The sequence below is a fragment of the Candidatus Woesearchaeota archaeon genome (assembly GCA_016187565.1).
Taxonomy (GTDB): Archaea; Nanobdellota; Nanobdellia; order Woesearchaeales; family JACPJR01; genus JACPJR01.
In genome coordinates this window covers 40,870-60,876 of the sequence record JACPJR010000008.1, presented here as the reverse complement: position 1 = coordinate 60,876, position 20,007 = coordinate 40,870, and the positions used below count along the sequence as shown (strand labels likewise).

At 41.6% G+C, this 20,007-nt stretch carries 21 protein-coding genes and 2 tRNA genes; 13 read left to right on the top strand and 10 right to left on the bottom strand.

Features of this window, described 5'->3' with window-relative positions; all coding sequences use genetic code 11:
- Positions 1-243: 243 nt before the first annotated feature.
- Positions 244-352, bottom strand: a tRNA-Cys gene (locus HYW21_02130).
- Between the two features lie 81 nt (positions 353-433).
- Here HYW21_02130 and HYW21_02125 point away from each other — a divergent pair.
- Positions 434-539 (top strand) — tRNA-Arg (locus HYW21_02125).
- A gap of 159 nt (positions 540-698) precedes the next feature.
- A complete protein-coding gene (locus tag HYW21_02120) occupies positions 699-1,433 on the top strand; it encodes a hypothetical protein (GenBank protein MBI2548124.1) in 735 nt (244 codons plus the stop codon).
- A 29-nt stretch (positions 1,434-1,462) separates the two neighbouring features.
- Here the strand turns inward: HYW21_02120 and HYW21_02115 are convergent, their stop codons facing one another.
- The 7 genes from HYW21_02115 to HYW21_02085 all read right to left on the bottom strand — a co-directional run bounded on the left by HYW21_02115 (position 1,463) and on the right by HYW21_02085 (position 8,316).
- Positions 1,463-2,062, bottom strand: coding sequence for an NAD(P)H-hydrate epimerase (locus tag HYW21_02115; protein MBI2548123.1), 600 nt, complete (start codon positions 2,060-2,062; stop codon positions 1,463-1,465).
- 87 nt (positions 2,063-2,149) lie between these two features.
- Positions 2,150-3,235 carry a DNA topoisomerase IV subunit A gene (locus HYW21_02110; protein ID MBI2548122.1) on the bottom strand — a complete coding sequence of 362 codons (1,086 nt, stop codon included), beginning with the start codon at positions 3,233-3,235 and terminating at the stop codon, positions 2,150-2,152.
- 80 nt (positions 3,236-3,315) lie between these two features.
- On the bottom strand, positions 3,316-5,061 hold the full coding sequence (locus tag HYW21_02105) for a DNA topoisomerase VI subunit B (protein ID MBI2548121.1): 1,746 nt from the start codon (positions 5,059-5,061) through the stop codon (positions 3,316-3,318).
- A gap of 118 nt (positions 5,062-5,179) precedes the next feature.
- Positions 5,180-6,415 (bottom strand): hypothetical protein, encoded by a 1,236-nt coding sequence (locus HYW21_02100; GenBank protein MBI2548120.1) that lies wholly within the window; start codon positions 6,413-6,415, stop codon positions 5,180-5,182.
- Positions 6,416-6,445: 30 nt separating this feature from the next.
- Positions 6,446-7,027: an O-methyltransferase gene (locus HYW21_02095; protein MBI2548119.1), complete on the bottom strand. Its 582-nt coding sequence runs from the start codon at positions 7,025-7,027 to the stop codon at positions 6,446-6,448.
- 27 nt (positions 7,028-7,054) lie between these two features.
- Complete coding sequence (locus tag HYW21_02090) at positions 7,055-7,678, bottom strand: hypothetical protein (protein ID MBI2548118.1); 624 nt, start codon at positions 7,676-7,678, stop codon at positions 7,055-7,057.
- The gene (locus tag HYW21_02085; GenBank protein ID MBI2548117.1) at positions 7,657-8,316 is read right to left on the bottom strand and encodes a nucleotidyl transferase AbiEii/AbiGii toxin family protein; all 660 of its coding nucleotides are present in this window, start codon (positions 8,314-8,316) and stop codon (positions 7,657-7,659) included. Before HYW21_02085 ends, HYW21_02090 begins: the two co-directional genes overlap by 22 nt.
- Positions 8,317-8,438: 122 nt before the next feature.
- Between HYW21_02085 and HYW21_02080 the strand changes: the two genes are divergently transcribed.
- The 4 genes from HYW21_02080 to HYW21_02065 all read left to right on the top strand — a co-directional run bounded on the left by HYW21_02080 (position 8,439) and on the right by HYW21_02065 (position 10,969).
- Positions 8,439-8,693 (top strand): SemiSWEET transporter, encoded by a 255-nt coding sequence (locus HYW21_02080; GenBank protein ID MBI2548116.1) that lies wholly within the window; start codon positions 8,439-8,441, stop codon positions 8,691-8,693.
- A 67-nt stretch (positions 8,694-8,760) separates the two neighbouring features.
- The gene (locus HYW21_02075) at positions 8,761-9,939 is read left to right on the top strand and encodes a 4-demethylwyosine synthase TYW1 (protein MBI2548115.1); all 1,179 of its coding nucleotides are present in this window, start codon (positions 8,761-8,763) and stop codon (positions 9,937-9,939) included.
- 14 nt (positions 9,940-9,953) lie between these two features.
- Positions 9,954-10,220 carry a diphthamide synthesis protein gene (locus tag HYW21_02070; protein ID MBI2548114.1) on the top strand — a complete coding sequence of 89 codons (267 nt, stop codon included), beginning with the start codon at positions 9,954-9,956 and terminating at the stop codon, positions 10,218-10,220.
- Positions 10,220-10,969: a diphthamide synthesis protein gene (locus tag HYW21_02065; GenBank protein MBI2548113.1), complete on the top strand. Its 750-nt coding sequence runs from the start codon at positions 10,220-10,222 to the stop codon at positions 10,967-10,969. Before HYW21_02070 ends, HYW21_02065 begins: the two co-directional genes overlap by 1 nt.
- Here the strand turns inward: HYW21_02065 and HYW21_02060 are convergent.
- Entirely contained in the window at positions 10,956-12,359 is a 1,404-nt protein-coding gene (locus HYW21_02060) for an ATP-binding protein (GenBank protein MBI2548112.1), read from the bottom strand. The genes HYW21_02065 and HYW21_02060 overlap by 14 nt on opposite strands.
- A gap of 127 nt (positions 12,360-12,486) precedes the next feature.
- On the opposite strand from HYW21_02060, the gene HYW21_02055 reads away from it, so the two are divergent.
- From HYW21_02055 to HYW21_02025, 7 genes are all read left to right on the top strand, one after another.
- Complete coding sequence (locus HYW21_02055; protein ID MBI2548111.1) at positions 12,487-12,807, top strand: hypothetical protein; 321 nt, start codon at positions 12,487-12,489, stop codon at positions 12,805-12,807.
- Positions 12,808-12,833: 26 nt separating this feature from the next.
- The gene (locus tag HYW21_02050) at positions 12,834-13,763 is read left to right on the top strand and encodes a M28 family peptidase (protein ID MBI2548110.1); all 930 of its coding nucleotides are present in this window, start codon (positions 12,834-12,836) and stop codon (positions 13,761-13,763) included.
- Between the two features lie 68 nt (positions 13,764-13,831).
- Positions 13,832-14,098 carry a hypothetical protein gene (locus tag HYW21_02045; protein ID MBI2548109.1) on the top strand — a complete coding sequence of 89 codons (267 nt, stop codon included), beginning with the start codon at positions 13,832-13,834 and terminating at the stop codon, positions 14,096-14,098.
- Between the two features lie 84 nt (positions 14,099-14,182).
- Positions 14,183-15,181 carry a lipoyl synthase gene (gene lipA, locus HYW21_02040; protein MBI2548108.1) on the top strand — a complete coding sequence of 333 codons (999 nt, stop codon included), beginning with the start codon at positions 14,183-14,185 and terminating at the stop codon, positions 15,179-15,181.
- The gene (gene pdhA / locus HYW21_02035) at positions 15,147-16,211 is read left to right on the top strand and encodes a pyruvate dehydrogenase (acetyl-transferring) E1 component subunit alpha (protein ID MBI2548107.1); all 1,065 of its coding nucleotides are present in this window, start codon (positions 15,147-15,149) and stop codon (positions 16,209-16,211) included. Before lipA ends, pdhA begins: the two co-directional genes overlap by 35 nt.
- Positions 16,208-17,182 carry an alpha-ketoacid dehydrogenase subunit beta gene (locus HYW21_02030; protein MBI2548106.1) on the top strand — a complete coding sequence of 325 codons (975 nt, stop codon included), beginning with the start codon at positions 16,208-16,210 and terminating at the stop codon, positions 17,180-17,182. The genes pdhA and HYW21_02030 overlap by 4 nt, the downstream gene beginning before the upstream one ends.
- A 48-nt stretch (positions 17,183-17,230) precedes the next feature.
- Entirely contained in the window at positions 17,231-18,736 is a 1,506-nt protein-coding gene (locus HYW21_02025) for a 2-oxo acid dehydrogenase subunit E2 (protein ID MBI2548105.1), read from the top strand.
- Positions 18,737-18,747: 11 nt separating this feature from the next.
- Here the strand turns inward: HYW21_02025 and HYW21_02020 are convergent, their stop codons facing one another.
- Positions 18,748-19,974, bottom strand: coding sequence for a hypothetical protein (locus HYW21_02020; protein MBI2548104.1), 1,227 nt, complete (start codon positions 19,972-19,974; stop codon positions 18,748-18,750).
- Positions 19,975-20,007 lie beyond the last annotated feature (33 nt).

The following is a 20,007-nucleotide window of genomic DNA, read 5'->3' as shown; positions in this document are numbered from 1 at the left end:
GCACTATATCGAGGAGTGTCAGGAGAAACACTGGGATAAGAGAAGAGAACAAAAGAGCCTGATAGCGTATTAAGCTTTAATGGCGGCGAAACGCTGAGTGGTTTCAACCCTCAGATAGCCGCCTTTTGTTTATTATTTACAATAACGGAGTTATTTCTTTTTATTTTTTGTACTGTTTCATGACCGAGAAATCTGTTCTAAACCGAGCGATACAAAAAAGTATAGATTTGTAGAAACTAAAAAAGCGCGGGAAGGGATTTTCGTTAATTGCATGAAAAGTTCCACACAACATTCTCGAACCCTTGAATAATCGGTCTGCAGCCGATCGCCTTAGCCGCTTGGCTACCCGCGCTTTGAACGCGTTGAAGAATAAGAGATAATTTATAAACATTGTGGAAAGGTTTAAATAACGTCTCTGGTCACTCTTCCCCATGGACCCGTAGCCTAGCCTGGATAGGGCGACAGCCTTCTACGAGAGAGGTCTCGTACTTGCTCTCGAGGCGAGCTGTAGATCGAGGGTTCAAATCCCTCCGGGTCCGTAACTTTGTGAAGGAAACGGAGGCCAGGAAATCGTTGATTTCCGTTGCCTCCGGGTCCGTTTAATTCGGAAGGTTCCGCAGGATACCTTCCTAATTTCTTCCTATTAACCACCGCTAAGTAGCGAAATATTTATATATACAACCTATTTTCTTAGCCCTATGTCACGAATACTCAAGCCAACAGCTCTTGCTGATTCCTTACAAGACGCGGGACTGTATGGGGTTGTCCGTTCTTATCAACAAGCAGATGGGACGTATCAAGAGCATTCATGGGAACAATATATGAGTGAATTCCCACCAGGGAGCAGCTCCGGTGAAAATGCTTCACGAAGAATAGAAACACGGAAGGTTATTGATCTTACCGATACTGTTCGTGATACGCTGCAGTCAGATGAAGGTCGAGCCATACGTTCAATTGACCTGCTTTCTGAGATTCAGAGGAGCAACGATCCTTTCTTGCGGCGATTTTACGATTCCTTAACTCGGAGAAATCATCAGGGTGTTACTCCGACTGGTGAAGTGTTGGAATATACGCCAAGACGTTGGCGGCTAGATGAAAAGCTGAGCGTCCCCAGAACTATCAAACTTTACGCCATAGAAAACAGTTTGTGTGTAGCTGCCGATAGTCCACTTCGTGTTGATGGCAATGGAGTTCTTAATACAATGTCTGTGGGATATAATGTGTGGAGTGATAGCACAAATGCTTTCGTAGAGGTCATCGATGCAAAACAAGATCTTGGAAGGTGTAACCGCGCAGGAGCGTATACATTATCTATTCCCTTGGCAAGTCAACCCTTTGATGTTTCTCATCGTCGGGATCCTGTTGGTCCTTATTTTATACAAATAAAATTTCAATTTGATCCTGCAACGATGTTTCGTGAACAACATTCGTGAGAAACGAGTACTCAGAACTCATTTTTGGATCATGAAGACTGGCCAAGCCCAATATCAGCGACAACTACTTTTTCTTTGAACTGCTCAAGTCCTGGCTTTGTGTCATGAAAGGTGACAATCAAGTCAGCCTGCACTGATTGTTCTGTTCCCTCACCCGTATCAGCATTCAAACCCGTAGGAACATCAACAGATACCTTATACGCAGATGACGCGTTTATTGCATGGACAACATCATAAATCTCTTCAGGGAGCTTGCCCGTAAATCCAATCCCAAAAATGGCATCGATAATGACAGCATATGAAGAAAAATCAGCAGTTTCAGCATCAACGAACTGGATAATCGGATTGTCAACGACCTCTTTGTAATAGTGCCGTGCAGGATCCCTTAATTTCTCCTCATCTCCAAGAAAAAGGACATCAACCTCTGCTTCTTTGCTGAGAAGATTGGCAACAACGAATCCATCGCCACCATTATTCCCATGATAACAAACCACCAAAATCTGTTTCTTGGTAATAGCGAGCTTTTGTTTCAGTTCAGTAACTACCGTAGTACCTGCACGACCCATGAGTATTTGTGACGGAACTCCAGCACTTTGTTCACGTGCTCGCATATCTTTTACGCTTATCATTGGTAAGAGTATTTTTTTGGTCTATATAAGAGTTACTTTCTTTGTAAGCATGTTTTCCGAGAATAATGAATACTGATTACTGTATGATTATGGCAACCATGTTTTTGGGTTGGTTGTTTTATCTGGAAGGTATTTATCAATGACATAGTTCAATCCCCATTTAGCTAATGCCTGCTGTTCTGCACGTTTTCTCATGTCAGTTAGTTGTTTCAGTGCAGCCTGCCATTCTTTGTAATGGATTACAAAGGGGTCATTTTTCATACCATCCTTTACTCGTTTGATATCAACATCTTTAAGGGGATGTGTTGGCAACTTATAATCGAGAATGTCTTGTGGAGTAATCCCTAAAAATTGGGCACTAGGAACACAGAAAAACTTATTGATGTGTGCAGCATTACCACTCCCAACCTTTAATGTTCGATAAATATTGAGATATCCATACGGATCTCCATCAGTAAAGACATAGACGGGCAATTTTTTCTCATCACTTAACCGTCGAATGAATCTTCGGCATGACCGTGTGGGAACCCCTCCCAAGGAGATCAAAATACAATTTGCCTTTTTCCAGTAATTGTGTTTTACCAAACGTTGGAACATACCTGCTGTTTCGATTGCGAGAATGAATTTGGCAGTGGTTTCAAACTGCAATTCTTCTACAGAGCTAGGAATCGAATAAGCACCAGACCCCATCTTGGTACAGTCTATCTTCAACTCTTTTCCGGTATCCTGGTCTTTATCAATGACAATAAGCCTTCCTGCAATGTCGCCTCCTTTTTCTTCAGGAATAAAGCCAATCTGTTCTCGATTGACCATGAGCATGGCTTCAACGTCATCCATGATCATATCGGATTCTGGTTGTTCATTGAAACGTGCCTCTTCCCAGTTTTTGCTCACATAATAGGCTTCTCTCTTTGTGGCAATGTCATCAGTCTCAATCAAACTCTTTGAGAGTGCCATCATTCGCAGGGTTTGTGCAAAGGTCTTTACTGTTGAAGCCGTCAATGTTCTTTCTTTTGCCTTCCCAACGAGTTCGAAGTACCCTTCTGTTTCGTTGTACTTTACATTTTGCAATGAACGAAGCGGCATGCTGACTGAGGGGTTCTTCTTTTTAATGATATCTCCATAGATAGCATGTGCAATTTCCCGTAATTGATCGACAACTTTTTTTGCCATTGATAATCACATCATCAGTTTTACTTTCCTTGTCTCTCTTTATTTTTATCTGTTTAAATGTGGTTTATTTTATTGTATTATTAGGATTCTTCTTCATTGATATCTTCATCTTTATCTTCTTGTCGTCCTAACTTTGCAAGACTTTCATCATAATCTTCACTTGCGTCAGCATCAAAACGAGTAAAGTCAATCTTTCCTCGTGTCTTCTCAAGGATGACTTTTAGGTTTTCCTCAACAGTTTCTTTTTCCGAATTTTTCAATGCTAAAATCTCTTTGAGGGCTTCGCTGACATGGGGAATATACGTTTCAATATAACCACGTTTTTTGAGTTCATCGCCAACCCGTCGTTTCTTTGCAAGGTATGAATACAGTTTTCTGCCACATTCCTGCAATGCCAGTTTAATCTCTTTAATTATTTCAGGATAATGAGCAATTGCTTCTTTGCTTTCTGAGGTAAAGGGAACCCAGACAGAGCCAATATGAACAATGATACTACATGCTCCTATCGGCAATGCTCCGGTACTTTGACTCAACCCATAGGAACGCCAGTTGGTTGATGTAATTGATTTTGTAACTGCACAGGCACCCTGCTGATACAAGAGTGGGACTCTATTGGCGAATCGCATCACTCGCATAGGCTCTTCTGCTCCTTGAGAACCACCGAAAGCTAGTCCTGCTTCAATGATAAAAGGATTTCCTCGGTAGACTGCAGGAGGCCGTGTTACTGAGGTATAAAATTCAGCATTGATTTCTTTACGTAACCCTTTCTCAAGCAGATCGCTTCCGATAGGAACAACACAGTCAGATGGTGGAATGATGAGCCTTGTTTTCCGGATACCTTCCATGAGTTTATCTGCCATCTCTCTGCTCATCTGCGACGGAGACGTCGTAGGAAGTAATGCAGCATTTTCACAGATCTGTTTCGCTGTTCCTGGACCAACACGGGAGAATTCGTTTGTCAAAAAACTCTGCAATGTCCGTGTTTCAGTATACTTGAGCATCTTCATCAGCATACCAAGCTCAACACCATAAGGATGTGGCTTGATTTCCTGTGCTTCTCTGGGCAACTCTTCACTTGCTCGAGGAAAAATAAGCTGTTCTGCTTTTGGGTTAGTATAAATAATCGTTACATGGGGATTGACAATGGCAGTTTCTTTCAGATATTCATCAACCGATTGGCCGCCTTTTAGGTATGAGCCTTCAAGGTCCAACTCAACGCGTGTACCATGTTCCTTTTCCCAATCAAATTCATCGTCCTTGATAATCTCTGGCTTATTGTTTTGGGTGTCAATCTGTAATTCATAGTAATGGGCCTTATGATTCTTGCCGATCTTTGAGGTAATCTTGATTGGTCTTCCGGTGGTGAGCTGGCCATACAGAGCAGCAGCAGAAATACCGATTCCCTGTTGTCCACGCGATTGGCGTAATCTGTGGAACTTACTACCATACAACAATTTTGCAAAGATATTAGGGATCTGTTTTTTCACAATGCCAGGACCATTGTCTTCAACAATAACACGGAAACGCTCATTCCCCATATCAACGATTTCAACCATTACTTCAGGTAAAATTCTCGCCTCTTCGCATGCGTCCAGGCTATTATCAACAGCTTCTTTGATGGCGGTCATCAATGCTTTTCGCTTATTATCAAATCCCAAGAGATGTCTGTTTTTTTCAAAGAATTCAGCTACTGAAATCTCTCGCTGTTGTTTCGCCATTTCATAGGCTTTTGTAGCACTATCAGTAATCTCTTTTTTGTCCATAAATTCATTTAAATCTGCTGAATGCTCAACTTCTTTCACGACTGGTTTAGATGCTTTCGCCATTATTCCCTCTCTTTTTAAGGATAGCCAGCAGGGGAATAGAGGATCTTTATAAACTTAATTATTGAGAGAGGAGAGAGAAACAGAAGGGAAAGAAAAATAAAAAAGGATTCTGGTGTGCTTAAACGTGCAAAGGATTGTTTTTTACCCGCAGAACACCATCTAATGTTCTTAATTGATCTCTTGCCATAGAAGTAACCGGATGATCAGTACGATACACGGCTAATGCAGTTCCTTCTCTTAGGGGAACAACCGTGTTGGTATTGATGTTGATATCATAGTTTCCTAAGACCGTTCCTACTTCGCCATTAACTCCCGGCCTATCATACTGGTGGATGAATACAACATCTACTGGTAGTGCTCTTGATCTATTTTGTGCATTGGCAAAGCGGGCATAGATATTCCCATCAACTTGTGGAGGATCTAATGAAAGACACTCTATAATATACCCCGCAGCTTCCAGAGCAACACGCTCCTGTGCCTCAACCGTTGATGCACCAAGATGTGGTGTCAGAACTCCTCGTTGTCCTATACCTATGAGGGGGCTTGTAAATAACTGGGTACCCTTTTTTTCTTGATGATACACATCACAGCAGACTCCACCAAGCCTTCCTTCACGGACAGCAGTAGCAACAGTTTCCTCGTTTATCAAACTTCCTCGTGCAGTGTTGATCAGTACAGCCGTCCGCTTCATATATCCTAATTGCTCAGAATCGATAAGGGGTCTTCCATCTCTCTGAGCAGGTGTATGAATCGTTACATAATCTGCCCCTCGTAAAACCTCCTCAATACTATCCACATAGTGAATACTTGTTCCAGATGGTCTGAGGGGATCATAGCCAACGACAGTCATATGGAATGCTAATCCAAGATGAGCAACCTCTCTCCCGATATTTCCACAGCCGATGATTCCTAATGTTTTTCCTCGAAGCTCTGTTCCCTCGAGTCTGGATTTTTTCCATTCTCCTGCTTGTGTTGCTGCATCTGCTTCAGGAATGTGACGGGCATAAGCAAGCATCATACCAAAGACCAATTCTGCCACCGAGGTTGTATTTGCAGCCGGTGTATTAAGAACTCCAACACCATAGTGCGCTGCAGCATTGAGATCAATACTATCAACACCGGTACCACCTCTGACAACGACTTTCAAACGATCTGCGCCTGCTGCAAATACTCGCATTCCTTCATCACCCTTAAGCGATGTTGCGCTTCTGACAATGAGTGCATCATAGTCTCCAATTGCAGCAACCAATCCATCAAGATCGCGGTGCTCGGTATCAACTTTAAATCCCGCCTCAGTGAGTTTTTCTACACCACGCTCATGCATGCCATCATTGGCAAGAACACGCCATTCCATCATTCCCCCCTCCTTCCTTTATTTCCCTTCTTATTTATTTATCTCTTTTCTGATGCTTACTTCCATAGCATCATTCCCTTCACGAAGTCCTAATGGAACGATAATTGTTTTACTTTCATATTTTCCCGAATGTTTTACAAGCTTAAGATAATCTTGAACTTTATCACGAAAGATGCCCACATTATCAGCGACGAGAACACTACCTGGCTTGAGGTTTTTCTCGAGGTGTTTAAGATAATCACTATACTGCGTTTTCTGCGCATCAAGGAAAATAAGGTCAAACAAATCAGAGAGTTGCGGCAAAATCTCAAGGGCATCGCCATGCATAACGGTAATCTTCTTGCTCAATCCAGCCTTTGCAATCATTTGCTCTGCAACTGTCGTGTGATGTGCGTCAATCTCAATGGTTGTGATTTTTCCGTCTTCGGGAAGAGCTTGTGCCATGAGAATTGCTGAATAGCCAAAGAGCGTTCCGACTTCAAGAATATAGTTTACCTTATGTTTTTTTATTAACTCATGGAGAATTTTTCCCTTTGCTCTTCCAACAAGGGGAAGAAACTGCTGCTGTGCCATTTGTTCGATTTCATCAAGTACCTGTTTTGCTCTGTCCATTCGTTCAGCGAGATAAAGGAAGTCTATTTAAACCTTGCTTTTTGCTGGAGTATGCTTTTTGTCACGTTTCGCTAGCGCATTTATGACTTTTATGTTGATTCGTTTTGGATAGACAGAAAGGTACCTTTTTAATCTCTTGACATCTATCTTTTTTTTAAACGTCTCGATAAGTTCTGGGGATAGTTTTTCTCTGAAGACAAAAAAGTCTATGAATGATTTTTCGATATCCGAATACGGGAGATAATATCCAGCATCATCCACAAATTCATAGCCAAAAATATATTTTTTGTTAGATTTTCTGATAAGCACATTCATCCCCATGCATTTTCTTATCCCCTGTCGTACCGGGTTTGCCGTAATAACCACCGGAATGGTTTCTTGCTCCCATAATCCATGAAAACTAAGTGCTGACTGAAGGCCAAGGTAAGAAGGTTTGAAACAAAGCACGCTTAATCCCACATCATCAAAGAGGGTGTAACATCCTTTGGTTATCCTTTTTACTCTTCTTTTTTTTACCAAGGAATTGAGTAGTTGTTTTGCATAGGCTGTGTTCTTCTTGTCCTTCACAATACGATTGATATCAGAGAAAAAGACAACAGGGCTTTTTTTGAAGAGCTGCTCAGTCCGTTCTAGGTGTTTTTGCTTCGCCATTTTCTCTTCAAGTACTCGAGCATATCCTTTGCTTGAGGGATAATTCCTTCAAGGATGGTTGTTTTAAGATCCTGTTTATCAAGTGGTTCTTGGTACTGTTTCATCAGCTGTTGGAGGTAGGGTGCTACGCTTTCCTGATTTGTCACGGACGGTGTTAAGAAAAAAAGGTCATACAGATCTCGTATTTTTCTTCGTTTCAGATAGGCATGAACCTTTTCGATGATGAACTCCTCAGGTGTTAAGGAATAGACACTGGTGAATGTTCCGTCTATATTCTCATAATCGAGCAGATGCCCCTTTTTTTTCTGAAAGGTTGCTTCGAATCTAAGGTTCACCCGTTCTAACGTCATTTCTGAATAAACACTATTCGCAGCAATTTTTCTTTTTTTGAGAGTAAATCCTTTTTTCGCAAGTCTGTTGAACAGCTCATTTATTTTGGTAACCTCCCGTGGGAGATAAAAATCAAGATCTTCTGAAAATCTTTTTCCTACGTAACATCTCCAGATGGCAGTTCCACCGTGAAAGACTGCGTTATTAAACATGCCATAGACCTCTTTAACAACTATGTCTTGCGCAGCAGCTATCTTTCGATGTGATTCTTTCTTCATCCGTAATGCAAGCGGTATGGCAAGTCCCATGATAATCGTTTATAATTAACCAAAGTTAGTCATTTGCATAATCCAGGTATATCATATATTTAAAGCTTTGCTTTTTGTAAAAAGCCATAACAAATAAATAGAACATAGCTCTTCTTTTCTCTATGGACATCATCGAAGTGATTGGATTTATCGCAGCGGCATGCACGACACTTGCGTTTGTGCCACAGGTTATCAAAACATGGACAACTAAGCATACTAAGGATCTTTCGTTAGGGCTTTTTGTGGTGCTGAGCACCGGCGTTTTCCTTTGGCTGATCTATGGTTTACTGATCACGTCCTGGCCCATAATTATAGCCAATATTTTGACCCTTATTCTTTCTCTCATTTTGTTGGGCTTAAAGCTCCGATATAAGTGAGAGGATTACTACAGGAATTACGAAATGTTTTAATACGTCACGAACATTCTCTCTGGCTTACGTAACCATGTTAACCCCTGAAGCACGTGCGGAATTGGAAAAACAACAGTATCGCGTTGTTGGAGAACATAGTGCTGTCAAGGTCTGCCACTGGACAAAGAGTATGATGAAAAGTGAAGGTGGTTGTTATAAATTGACCTTTTATGGCATTCAGAGTTATCAGTGCATGCAGATGACAACCTCCATGAGCTGTGCCAATAGATGTCAGTTCTGCTGGCGTGGCTATAAAGCACCAGTCTCCAAAGAATGGAAGTGGACGGTTGATGATCCCCTCATGGTGCTCGAGGCAAGTTTGTCTGCTCATCATGACCTCTTGGCGGGGTTTAAGGGAAATAAACAAGTTAAACCTAAAGTTTATGAACAATCACGAAGAATAAAACACGTTGCCCTTTCGTTAACCGGAGAACCGATTACGTATCCCAGAATTAATGAACTCATCCGTTTGTTTCATGAGCGAGGGATTTCTACCTTCTTGGTAACGAATGCACAATATCCGGAACAGATTCGAGATCTTGCTCCTGTTACTCAGCTTTACGTGAGTCTTGATGCTCCGACAAAAGATCTTCTCAAAACAATTGATGTTCCGCTCTTTAGAGATTACTGGGAACGCCTGCAGCAAAGTCTTGCATATCTTGCTCAGAAAAAACAACGAACAACCGTTCGGCTTACCTGCATCAAGGGGATGAATATGGATAATATTAGTGAATATGCCCGCCTTATTCAAAAAGCAAGTCCTGATTTTATCGAGCTGAAAGGATATATGTTTGTTGGTGCATCCCGTCAACGACTTGTCAAGGAAAACATGCCCTATCACGAAGAAGTGGTTGATTTTGCCAAAGAACTCGAAAAAGAACTTCCAGGGTATGAGACCGTCACCGAGCACGTATCATCACGTGCTGTTATGATGGCTAAAAAGCAGTTCAACATAAACAACAAATGGCATACCTGGATTGATTTTCCTAAGTTTCAGGAGCTTGCGCTTTCTGGAAAGAACTTTACCTCAATGGATTACCTCAAACCAACACCAAAGGTTGGACTAAGTGGGGTTATCACCAAACGAATGTTTACCGAAATAGATAGTAGTGGAGAAATGAGTCTTGGAGAGAAAGGTTTAGGAGGAAGAAAAATATTAGCACCAATTGAAGCAACAACAGCTCCACAATCCTGTCAGAGTTGTCCTCTCTAACCCGTTTAACGAACATGTTTGCACTCGAACTTGACCGTGTTATTGCAGAAATAAAACAGAGAAAGAGTAAGCTCGTTCTTATTCAGCTTCCTGATGGACTTAAACCGCGGGCAAAGGAAATTGTTGACACTATTGAAAAGGAAACAGGAGCAACCACTATCATTTGGCTGGGAAGTTGTTTTGGTGCCTGTGACATCCCTCTTGGATTGAATACCGTAGGTGTGGAACTTCTTATTCAATGGGGACATAATTTCTACCATAAATCACGTGAGGGATGGTAATGGACACGCTGATTATTGATGCACGATGGGAGAAACCAATAAAACTTCCCCAACAGCTTATACGGCAGTTCAAAAAGAAAAAAGTAAAGACTATTGCGCTTTTTGCCTCGGTCCAGTTTCTTGCCTTGGAACCAGTTATTCGTCAACTCCATGAAAACAGTATAGAAGTTCTCGCCACCAAAGCCAAACGTACGCATGTGCCCGTGCAGATCTTAGGTTGTGATGCGTATCATGATACCTTTGCTGATGACATCATTACTCAGGCTGATGTTCTTCTCTACATTGGAGATGGACTGTTTCATCCCAAAGCACTTCTCCTAGCGCAATCATCCCAATCAACAAAAAAAGAAGTAATTATCTGGGATCCAGTTTCTGCAAAAACACAGATACTTACTCCCGCATTTATCCTACAGCAGGAAAGAAAAAGATATGCCAATCTCAAGAAATTCCTCGCAGCTCAGACTATTGGCGTCCTTATCAGCTTAAAACCAGGTCAGCAGTATCTACCTCTTGCGAAGAGATTAAAGGAAAATCTGGAACAAGAAGGGAAAAAGGTCTATCTTTTTCTTGATAATACTTTTGTCTTTCAGCATTGTGAAAACTACCCGTTTATCGATTGTTGGGTAAACACTGCATGTCCTCGTATAGGTATGGATGACATTACAACCTTGCCTGTTCCTTTGGTGAATATTCGAGAAGCCCTTGATCCTATTCCTGCTTTAGAAGGGTTGTCTCTCAAAAGAGTTTAATTCTTCCAATATCGTTTAAATCAAAGCAATAAACCTTTTTTCCTTCCACTTGCTTAATCCTCTTGCGGAAGGATTTGGCAAAAACCGCAAAGCTCTCTTTTCTATTTTCCTTGTTCCAATTTACCTGCTTTGATTTTTCCATGCAGTCTTTGACACATTTTTCTGCATCAACTTTGTCCTGCCATTTACATTCGCCAAAGAGGACCTTTTTATTGTTTTCATCGAGAGCAACTATATCTATTTCTTGTTCCTTGTGCCACCAGCGGCCAATTCTGTCTATTCTGCCTAATTCTGGTAACTTTCCTATAGATAATGCCTCTAGAATATAATTTTCAAATTTCCTGCTGACAAATAACTCAAAATCTACCTTAAAAGGTCTTAATACTGCCTCTGCATTGCCTTTTTCTAGCTCCTGTTTGTTCACGTAGACAAACCTAAACCAAAAATCAAAAAAATTGTCGTTTAAGGAATAGAGCGCACCTTTTGCTTTAAGTTTAGACTTATAACTATCCGTTATGGGCAGCTCTTTTTTTATTATTGCTACATTCTCAAGAACACCGAGATATTTTGAAAGAAGGCTCTTGTCGAGACTTGTTTTATTGAAGATTTCATTAAAGGTCGTCAATCCGCCGGCAATGGCAGAAAGAATTGACATATAATTGGCAGGATCACGAAATTCTTCCCTCAACAGTATTTCTATCTCTTCATATAAGAATTCTCCTTTGGAAAACACTTTTTCTTTCAGGTTTTCCACGAGAGTCTTCTCCGGAGAGAATAAAGTCAAGTATCCTGGAATGCAGTCTACACAGGAAAAAAGCCTTATTATCTCTTCAGTGGAGTAGGCAGGAAAAAACTCTTTTAGGTGGGATATGTTCATCTTATCGATTTTCCACTGTCCGGTTCTTCGCCCATAGAGCGGGCTTTTATAGTCTAAAGCATATTTCTCCATCATACTGATACTTGAGCCGGAAAGAACTAACATGATCTTTGAGCTTTTTAACTTGGAGTCCCAGTTATCTTGCAACACCGAAACCATTTCAGGAAATCTCTCAACTAAAAAGGGGAATTCATCAATAATAAGGAGCAGTCTTTTATCTGTCTTTTCAGCGAGGTAATTGAGAAAAGCGTCCCAATTTTGAAGAGGGGAATTAAAGAGGTTTTTATCGTTGAATCCTTCTATAAGCAGGTGATTGAACCTTTTCAGGGTATCTTCTCGTGATTCTAGCCGGCCCATAAAAAAAAGGCTTTTTTTATTCCTGCAGAAATTCATCAGCAGTTCGGTTTTTCCAATCCTTCTTCTGCCGTATAGGACCAAAAGCTCGGCGCGGGTAGAGCCATATTTAGCTTCCAGGAATTTCAACTCTTGTTTTCTGTTGACAAATATACTCATGAGTATATACTTATAGTTCAACTATTTAAAGCTTCCGATTAAATGAGAATACTTAACAAGAGACTAATTTTTAAAAGAACAGATCTTTCCACATCTCAATGGTGATAAAATGTCTGATTTATATCAAATGATTCGATTGGTTGGATCGACTGAAAATCCCGTAGCAGAAGTTATAGAAATGATGAGGACCCAAATTGAAGCTTGGGAACGTCAAGGCATTGGTCCAATTTGTTGTTTTTTCGCGAGGCAAAGAAGATATGTTGGAGCTGATGATCAAAAAGGTTATGTAGATTTATCCGATTATTTGTTGCCAAATTGTCCTGATGAGGAGATAGTCATTGGATGTAGCCGCGGTTGCGTTTCTTTGTCAAACGTTGGACCAATCTATGGTCTAAGACTCTGTGAACCTTGCGTTAAGGAAGCAAAACATTATTTAGGAGATGAATAGAGAATTAAAGCCTGAATTTAAGTAACATGGATCTCTATACAAACCTACAGGAACTGTGTAGCCAGGAAGCCCACCGACGGGGAGTATATATCAAACGAAAACTCCATGAAATGGGTATAGAACCCTGCACGCAGCCATTCCCGGGCCATGGAATTGTTTTTGAAAATATTTTCTATGAATTTAATAATACAAATGATCCTCTGCGAACTAATAGGCCACACATTCTCTTCGGTGCCCATTATGATCGAGTACATGAAGGCCAGGGTGCACATGATAATGGTGCAGCAGTTATTGAACTCTTGGGGACAGTTGAAAGCTTGCTTACAAGCCCAACACCACCAAAGGTACACATTACCTTTGCATTCTTTGATGCAGAAGAAAGACAAGAGACAACAGTAGACGAAACGAGCCGTTTAGGGTCAGCATACCATGCACGATCCTCTTGTAGGTATGATAACGTGTATAATATTGATTGTGCAGGTCAAGGAGAGGTTGTTGCGGCTGCTACCGGTACGGTTGTTGAGAGAAGAAATACGGAGATTTGGTGTCTTCCACATTCTCAGTCGCTTAATAATCGTGCATTATCGGTTTGTGCTGCTCAGAAAATTCCGTATGCCATACGCCTTGCCTATGGCTCAGACCATGTTTCTTTCCTGAGAAAGGGCATGCCGGCAACCTATCTCTGTACTATTCGTAAGCATGAGCTTGACGGCCATTTAGAAGGACCGCTTTTGCCTTCGTGGGCTAACTGGATTAATACCAAAGAAGATACGATCGATAAAGTTGATCCATTCACCTTAACCACCATGCATGGTTTCCTTGTTGCCTTGGCGCAATCCTATGATCCGTCTTCAAAAGTTCGAAGGAATAAACATATTCGGTCATTAGTCGCTCGGCATTCCCATACGCCTTCTATTTTTCTTCTTGACCTGCAAGACGACATCGAGAGAAGATAAACGTTGATATGCTCTTTAAATCCACAAAGTATAAAAAGGGTAGTTCTCTAGGCTTTACTTGATAGGACATGGCACTGGTAAAATACACCGGAGACGAATGCGTTCACTGTAAGCATATGGAACCGCTGATTCAGCGCTTAGAGCAGGAGTTAAAGCTAACGGTCATTCGGAAAGAGATATGGCACAATGCGCAAAACCAGGCTGAATTTAAACAGCGTGCAGCAGGAAAATGTCGAGGTATTCCATTCTTTTTTAATGAAGAAACAGGCTCATGGATCTGTGGAGCAACGAATTACGATAAGCTTAAAGAATGGGCTACAGGAAAATCTGTGTAGTTCATAGTCAAAATGTTTTTTTGTTGTTTTAACTTTCAACAACAACTGTCCTTATCGCAATGAAGCAAAAGGGGGTGAACATATATGTATCAACCATTGGTAACGATCAGAGAATCATCTCTGCAGAAACCTTCTTGGTTGCACATCAGGCCTCCTTCTCACCGATACCCTGAAATCAAAGCTATCCAGGAAAAATATAAGATTGCAACAGTCTGCCAAGAAGCACACTGTCCAAATCTAGCAGAATGTTGGAGCACAGGCACGGTAACGTTTATGGTGATGGGTGATACATGTACGAGAGGATGTCGATTTTGTCAGGTCAAGACTGCAAGAACAGGAAATCCTTTAGATCCTCAAGAACCTCAACAGTTGGTTAAGGCCCTTGCAGAGATGCGCATTTTTGATTATGTTGTGATTACTTCTGTTGATCGTGATGACCTTGAGGATCAGGGGAGCAGTCATTTTGCAGCCTGTATTCAGGCTATTAAACAATGGAACCCAAAGATGCTTGTTGAAGTCCTTATTCCTGATTTTCGTGGATCAGAAGCCTGTTTACAGCAGATTATCAATGCACGTCCTAATGTTATCGGCCATAACATTGAGACTGTCGAGCGGCTTCAACGAAAGGTGAGAGATGGCCGAGCGACCTATATCCAATCCTTACACGTTCTTGCGCACGTAAAAAAAACAGAACCATCCATTGTCACCAAGTCTTCGCTCATGTTGGGCTTGGGTGAACAGCCCGAGGAGGTTGTCCACACAATGAGAGATCTGAGAAGTCATGGTGTTACTATTCTTACCTTAGGTCAATATTTACAACCCAGTAAAAAACATCTTCCGGTTGTGGAGTATGTTCATCCTGAACAATTTAATCGATATCGAGAAATTGGTGAATCCTTGGGCTTTGCCTTTGTTGCCGCAGGGCCATTGGTTAGAAGCTCGTATAAAGCAGGAGAACTCTTCACGAAATATTATCTTCAAAGCGACCATCAAAACTTTTCACCGAAGCACGCTCAGCAAAACCAAAAAACAAACAACGAAGAAGAACATGCCGCGAACAATCCTTCAGCAATTTGCAGTTGAATTCCTCGAGATTTTGGATGAACTGGGAAATGCAGATGCAACCTTAGTTCCTACTCTCTCTGATGAACTCATCTTGCGGATCTATAAGACCATGGTATTGGCACGAGTTTTTGATGCAAAACTCCTTGCCTTGCAGCGTCAGGGTCGTATAGGCACGGTTGCCTCAGCAAAAGGACAAGAGGCATCTCAAATCCCAGTGATGGCTTGTTTGACGAAAGATGATTGGGTTATTCCTTCATTTCGTGAACATCCAGCAGCGATCTATCGTGGCCTTCCTTTACGGAATATCCTTCTTTACTCTGCCGGAGATGAACGTGGAAGCATGGTAGAAGGAGAACAGCATGATTTACCAGTTTCTATTCCCGTTGGGTCCCAGCCATTACATGCCGTTGGTATTGCCTGGGGAATGAAACTGAAGCAGCAAAGAACCGTTGCTGTAACCTTTTTGGGCGATGGTGCAACCTCTGAGGGAGAAGTTCATGAAGCAATGAACTTTGCCGGCAGATTTCAAGTTCCCTGCATTTTTATTTGTCAGAATAACCAGTATGCTATTTCAACACCACTGAGTAAACAAACTGCAGCACAAACTCTAGCGCAGAAGGCTATTGCCTATGGTTTTAATGGTATACGTGTTGATGGCAATGATGTTTTTGCCGTTTATACTGCAGTTCATGATGCAGTAGAGAATGCACGAATGGGTAAAGGTCCCAGCTTTATTGAATGCCTTACCTACCGGCTTCAGGATCATACGACATCGGATGATGCAAAGAAATATCGAAATCCTGAAGAAGTAAAGATTTGGGAAAAAAAAGACCCCATCGAACGTTTGCGGAAATGGTTACAAGCAACGAAAAAGTGGAATGATGAACAGGAACGCAAACTACAGTTTGACATCGAGCAACAAATTGCTGCTGAGATTGAGGCATTTGAGAAAATACCTTTACCAACACCAGCAGACATGTTTTCGTTTATGTATGCAACACTCCCTCCAATCGTGAAAGAACAACGTGAAACTTTTGAGAAAAAATGACCCTTCTGAATATGGTCGAAGCCCTTCGACAGGCACTACAGCAGGAAATGAAAGCTGACTCCAGTGTTTTAGTTTTAGGAGAAGATGTTGGCGTTGATGGCGGGGTCTTTCGTGTTACTGATGGCTTACAAAAAGAGTTTGGTGATGCCCGTGTTATTGACACACCATTAGCAGAAGCAGGCATTATTGGAACCTCGATTGGCCTTGCCATCTATGGATTTAAACCCGTCGCAGAGATACAATTTTCGGGTTTTTTATATCTCGGGATGAACCAATTGATCAATCATGCCTCTCGCATACGAAACCGGTCACGAGGAAAATTTACCTGTCCTCTGGTTGTACGAACTCCGTATTCTGGAGGCATTCGTGCATTGGAGCATCACTCAGAGAGTATGGAAGTCTTGTATGCTCATACTCCTGGATTAAAGGTAGTTATTCCTTCTACACCGTACCAAGCAAAAGGTCTGTTATTAAGCTCCATTAGAGACCCAGACCCCGTTATTTTCATGGAGCCGTCACGAGTGTACAGGGCTATTAAGGAAGATGTTCCCGTAGAAACATACACGATCCCTCTAGGACAAGCGCAGATGGTTACTCAAGGAAATGACCTAACCGTTATTGCCTGGGGTGCTATGTTGTGGATCACCAAAAAAGCACTTGAAAAAATGGGAAACAAATATGAGGTGGAGCTTATTGACCTTCGCACGATTTTTCCTCCTGATACTGAGACCATTATTCGATCAGTACAAAAAACAGGAAGATGTGTTATTGTGCATGAAGCACCTCGGTCCTTTGGTCCTGCAGGAGAGATTATTGCCCAGATCAATGAAAAAGCAATTTTTTCACTTGAAGCTCCTGTTGAACGCGTTACTGGGTTTGATGTTGTCATGCCCTTATACCGTAATGAGCTTACCTATTTACCTGATGAAGAAAGAATCATAAAAGCCATAGAAAAGGTTATGAACTTTTAAGACGCACTAAAGTAAACAAAAATAAACAAAAGAGATAAACGAAATACCATGGGATTTGAATTTAAATTCCCTGATGTTGGTGAGGGAATCACCGAAGGAGAACTGGTTGCTTGGAAAGTGAAAGAGGGAGATCTCGTTACAGAGGATCAGGTACTTGCTGAAGTTGAGACTGATAAAGCGGTTGTTGAGCTTCCCAGCCCTCGTCAAGGAAGAGTTATGAAACTTCATGCACAGGAAGGAAGCACGATTCATGTTAACGATGTTCTTGTTACGTTTGCCGAGCACCAAGAAACTATTTCCCAACCCATTTCTCAGCCAGTTCTTCAAAGTCCAGCAATACCGGAGTCAGAGGAACGAAAAGATCCTGGTGCTGTTGTTGGGCAGCTTCCTGAATATGAAGAACCATCACAACCAGCGCCATTTTACCTTAAGGATGGTCAAATCATTCGTACTTTTGAGGATTTCAAAAGGATTTTACCTCGTATCGATGATGGAACATTTGCCCATCATGTGAACGAACAGAAGAATGATTTTGCGAATTGGATAGAACAGAGTCTGCATCAAAAACAAGCAGCAGACATAATCAGAGGTATGAAAACAAAACAAGCAATCGTGGAGTACTTATCTGGTGTAACATCGATGGTTAAGGCAATGCCTGGCGTCCGAAAAGAAGCAAAAGAAAAAGGCATTGATGTAAGCAAGGTTAAGGCGACAGGAAAGCATGGTCAGGTAACAAAAGAGGACCTTACTGCAGGAGAAAACAGGAGAGTTTCAGCAGCAGATTCTACAGAAGATAAAATACCAGCGTCTGAAAAGAAGGGAGTAACGATCAAAGAACGTGAGTATGATCTGTATGGCTATATTGAAACCATGCCGCTGAAGGGCATTCGAAAGATCATTGCTCAGAGAATGATGGAATCACAGCAAAAAACAGCTTCGGTAACTCACTTTGATGAGGCAGACATTACCCAATTAGTGGAAATCAGAAAATCCTTGAATGCAACACTTGGAGATAAGCAGATCCATCTTACCTTTCTTCCTTTTATCGTGAAATCGGTTATTGCAGTACTCCAGAAACATCCTTCATTAAATGCCGAGATTGATGATGCTACCCAGCAAATTATTTTGAAGAAATATTATAACATAGGTATTGCAACCGATACGCCCTATGGATTGGTAGTACCTGTTATTAAGATTGCAAACAACAAATCTCTCCTTGAACTTGCCCAAGAGATAACTAAACTCCATGATTTGGCACAGAACAGAAAGCTTGATCCCGCTGATATGATGGGTGGAACCTTTACTGTTAGTAATGGAGGTTCTGTTGGTGGAAAACTTGCAACGCCTATTCTCAACTATCCTGAAGTAGCCCTGCTTTGGATAGGAAGACTTGAAGAGAAGCCCGTCGTTAGCGATGGTGCTATTGTTATTCGAAAATGTCTTCCCCTTTCTCTTACCTTTGATCACCGCTTAATTGATGGGGCAGAAGCAGCACGCTTCATGAATGACCTTATCAAATCATTGCAAGAGCCGTATTGGATGTTCCTCGGATAAGCAGCGTATGTTTACTCCTCTCTTTCCCGTGCTTCTCCCGTCATTCCCCCTTTCCATGGTCTTCGCGATTCCCACCTTGCTATCCATTCCTGTGGAGATACTGTAGTTATGGTGTACCTTCTGTTCACTTGATTAAATCGAAGCACTTTTCTATCCCATGTCTTTGGATCTTGTCCAAACACGTATCCCCAATTCGTTTCAAAGGTGGGGGTTGTCTGCTTTTTTAAGATGAGCAAATCAACATAGTTGGGATAATGTTTCTCCCAAAATGAATCGAAGTCTTTGTAAACACTACCAAGAAGATCTCTTAGTGTACGATAACTGCTGAGTACCTCTCGCATATCCCAAACTTCTGTCTCTTTTTGTGGTCTCAGATCACATGCACGAACAATCTCACCCGTATCTCTTCTCTCAAAGTAACTCGGTTCTGCTATATTTCCGTTATAACTTGCGTAGACGATCTCAAATCCCATTTGTGTTAATGCAGTTGGCGAAATATGATCGGTGTCTACCGCAGCATGAATACTATAACCTCCTGGCTTTGTGAGATTCCAGAGAAGGGCAAACATCTCAGTAAAGACTCCTTTCATGGTTGCTCCTTCTAAACCATCATGTATATCACTGACACCACTCTGTTCTGCACCACTACCAAAAACCCAGTTGGTAACGGTAAAATCGTACTGTTGTGGAAATACTTGATGATAGTTTGCTAAGGTCACTAATCTTTTTTCGTTAGGCATATCAAACCAACCAAGATCAGCATCTTGGTAATGAACCGTTGCTCCTAATGGGGTGAGAAGCTGATCAAGAACTGTTCCCCCAATTTCAGCAACAGCAATGCCCTCAAAAACTCGTTGTTCCAATATTGCTCGGGCAAGCAATTTACGAACACCCTTTTCAGTTGCAAACTTCTGTTCATACCCTTTTTCCGTTTCGTTTTGGCGCTCTGCTCGATAGCTCTGTGCACTTGCTGTTAATGATGCATACTGTTCTTCAGTAAGTGGAAGAAAGGAAAGTAAAGCTCCTAACACATTTCGATACGATGTTGGCTCGTTCCATTGCGTTACTCTATTTCTTCTTTTTTCTTCATAATCATAATGAGAAGCGATTTCGAAAACCGTACTAGTATCATGCTTAGAACCCAGAAGCTTGATAAGTGATCGGTAGCGGTGCATGCCTGCATATTCTGTTGGTTCTCGGGCTCTTTCTTTTATTCCTACGTCTTGGTCCATTGTCATCACTGTTGTAGAGATACGTGCGAACTATTTATA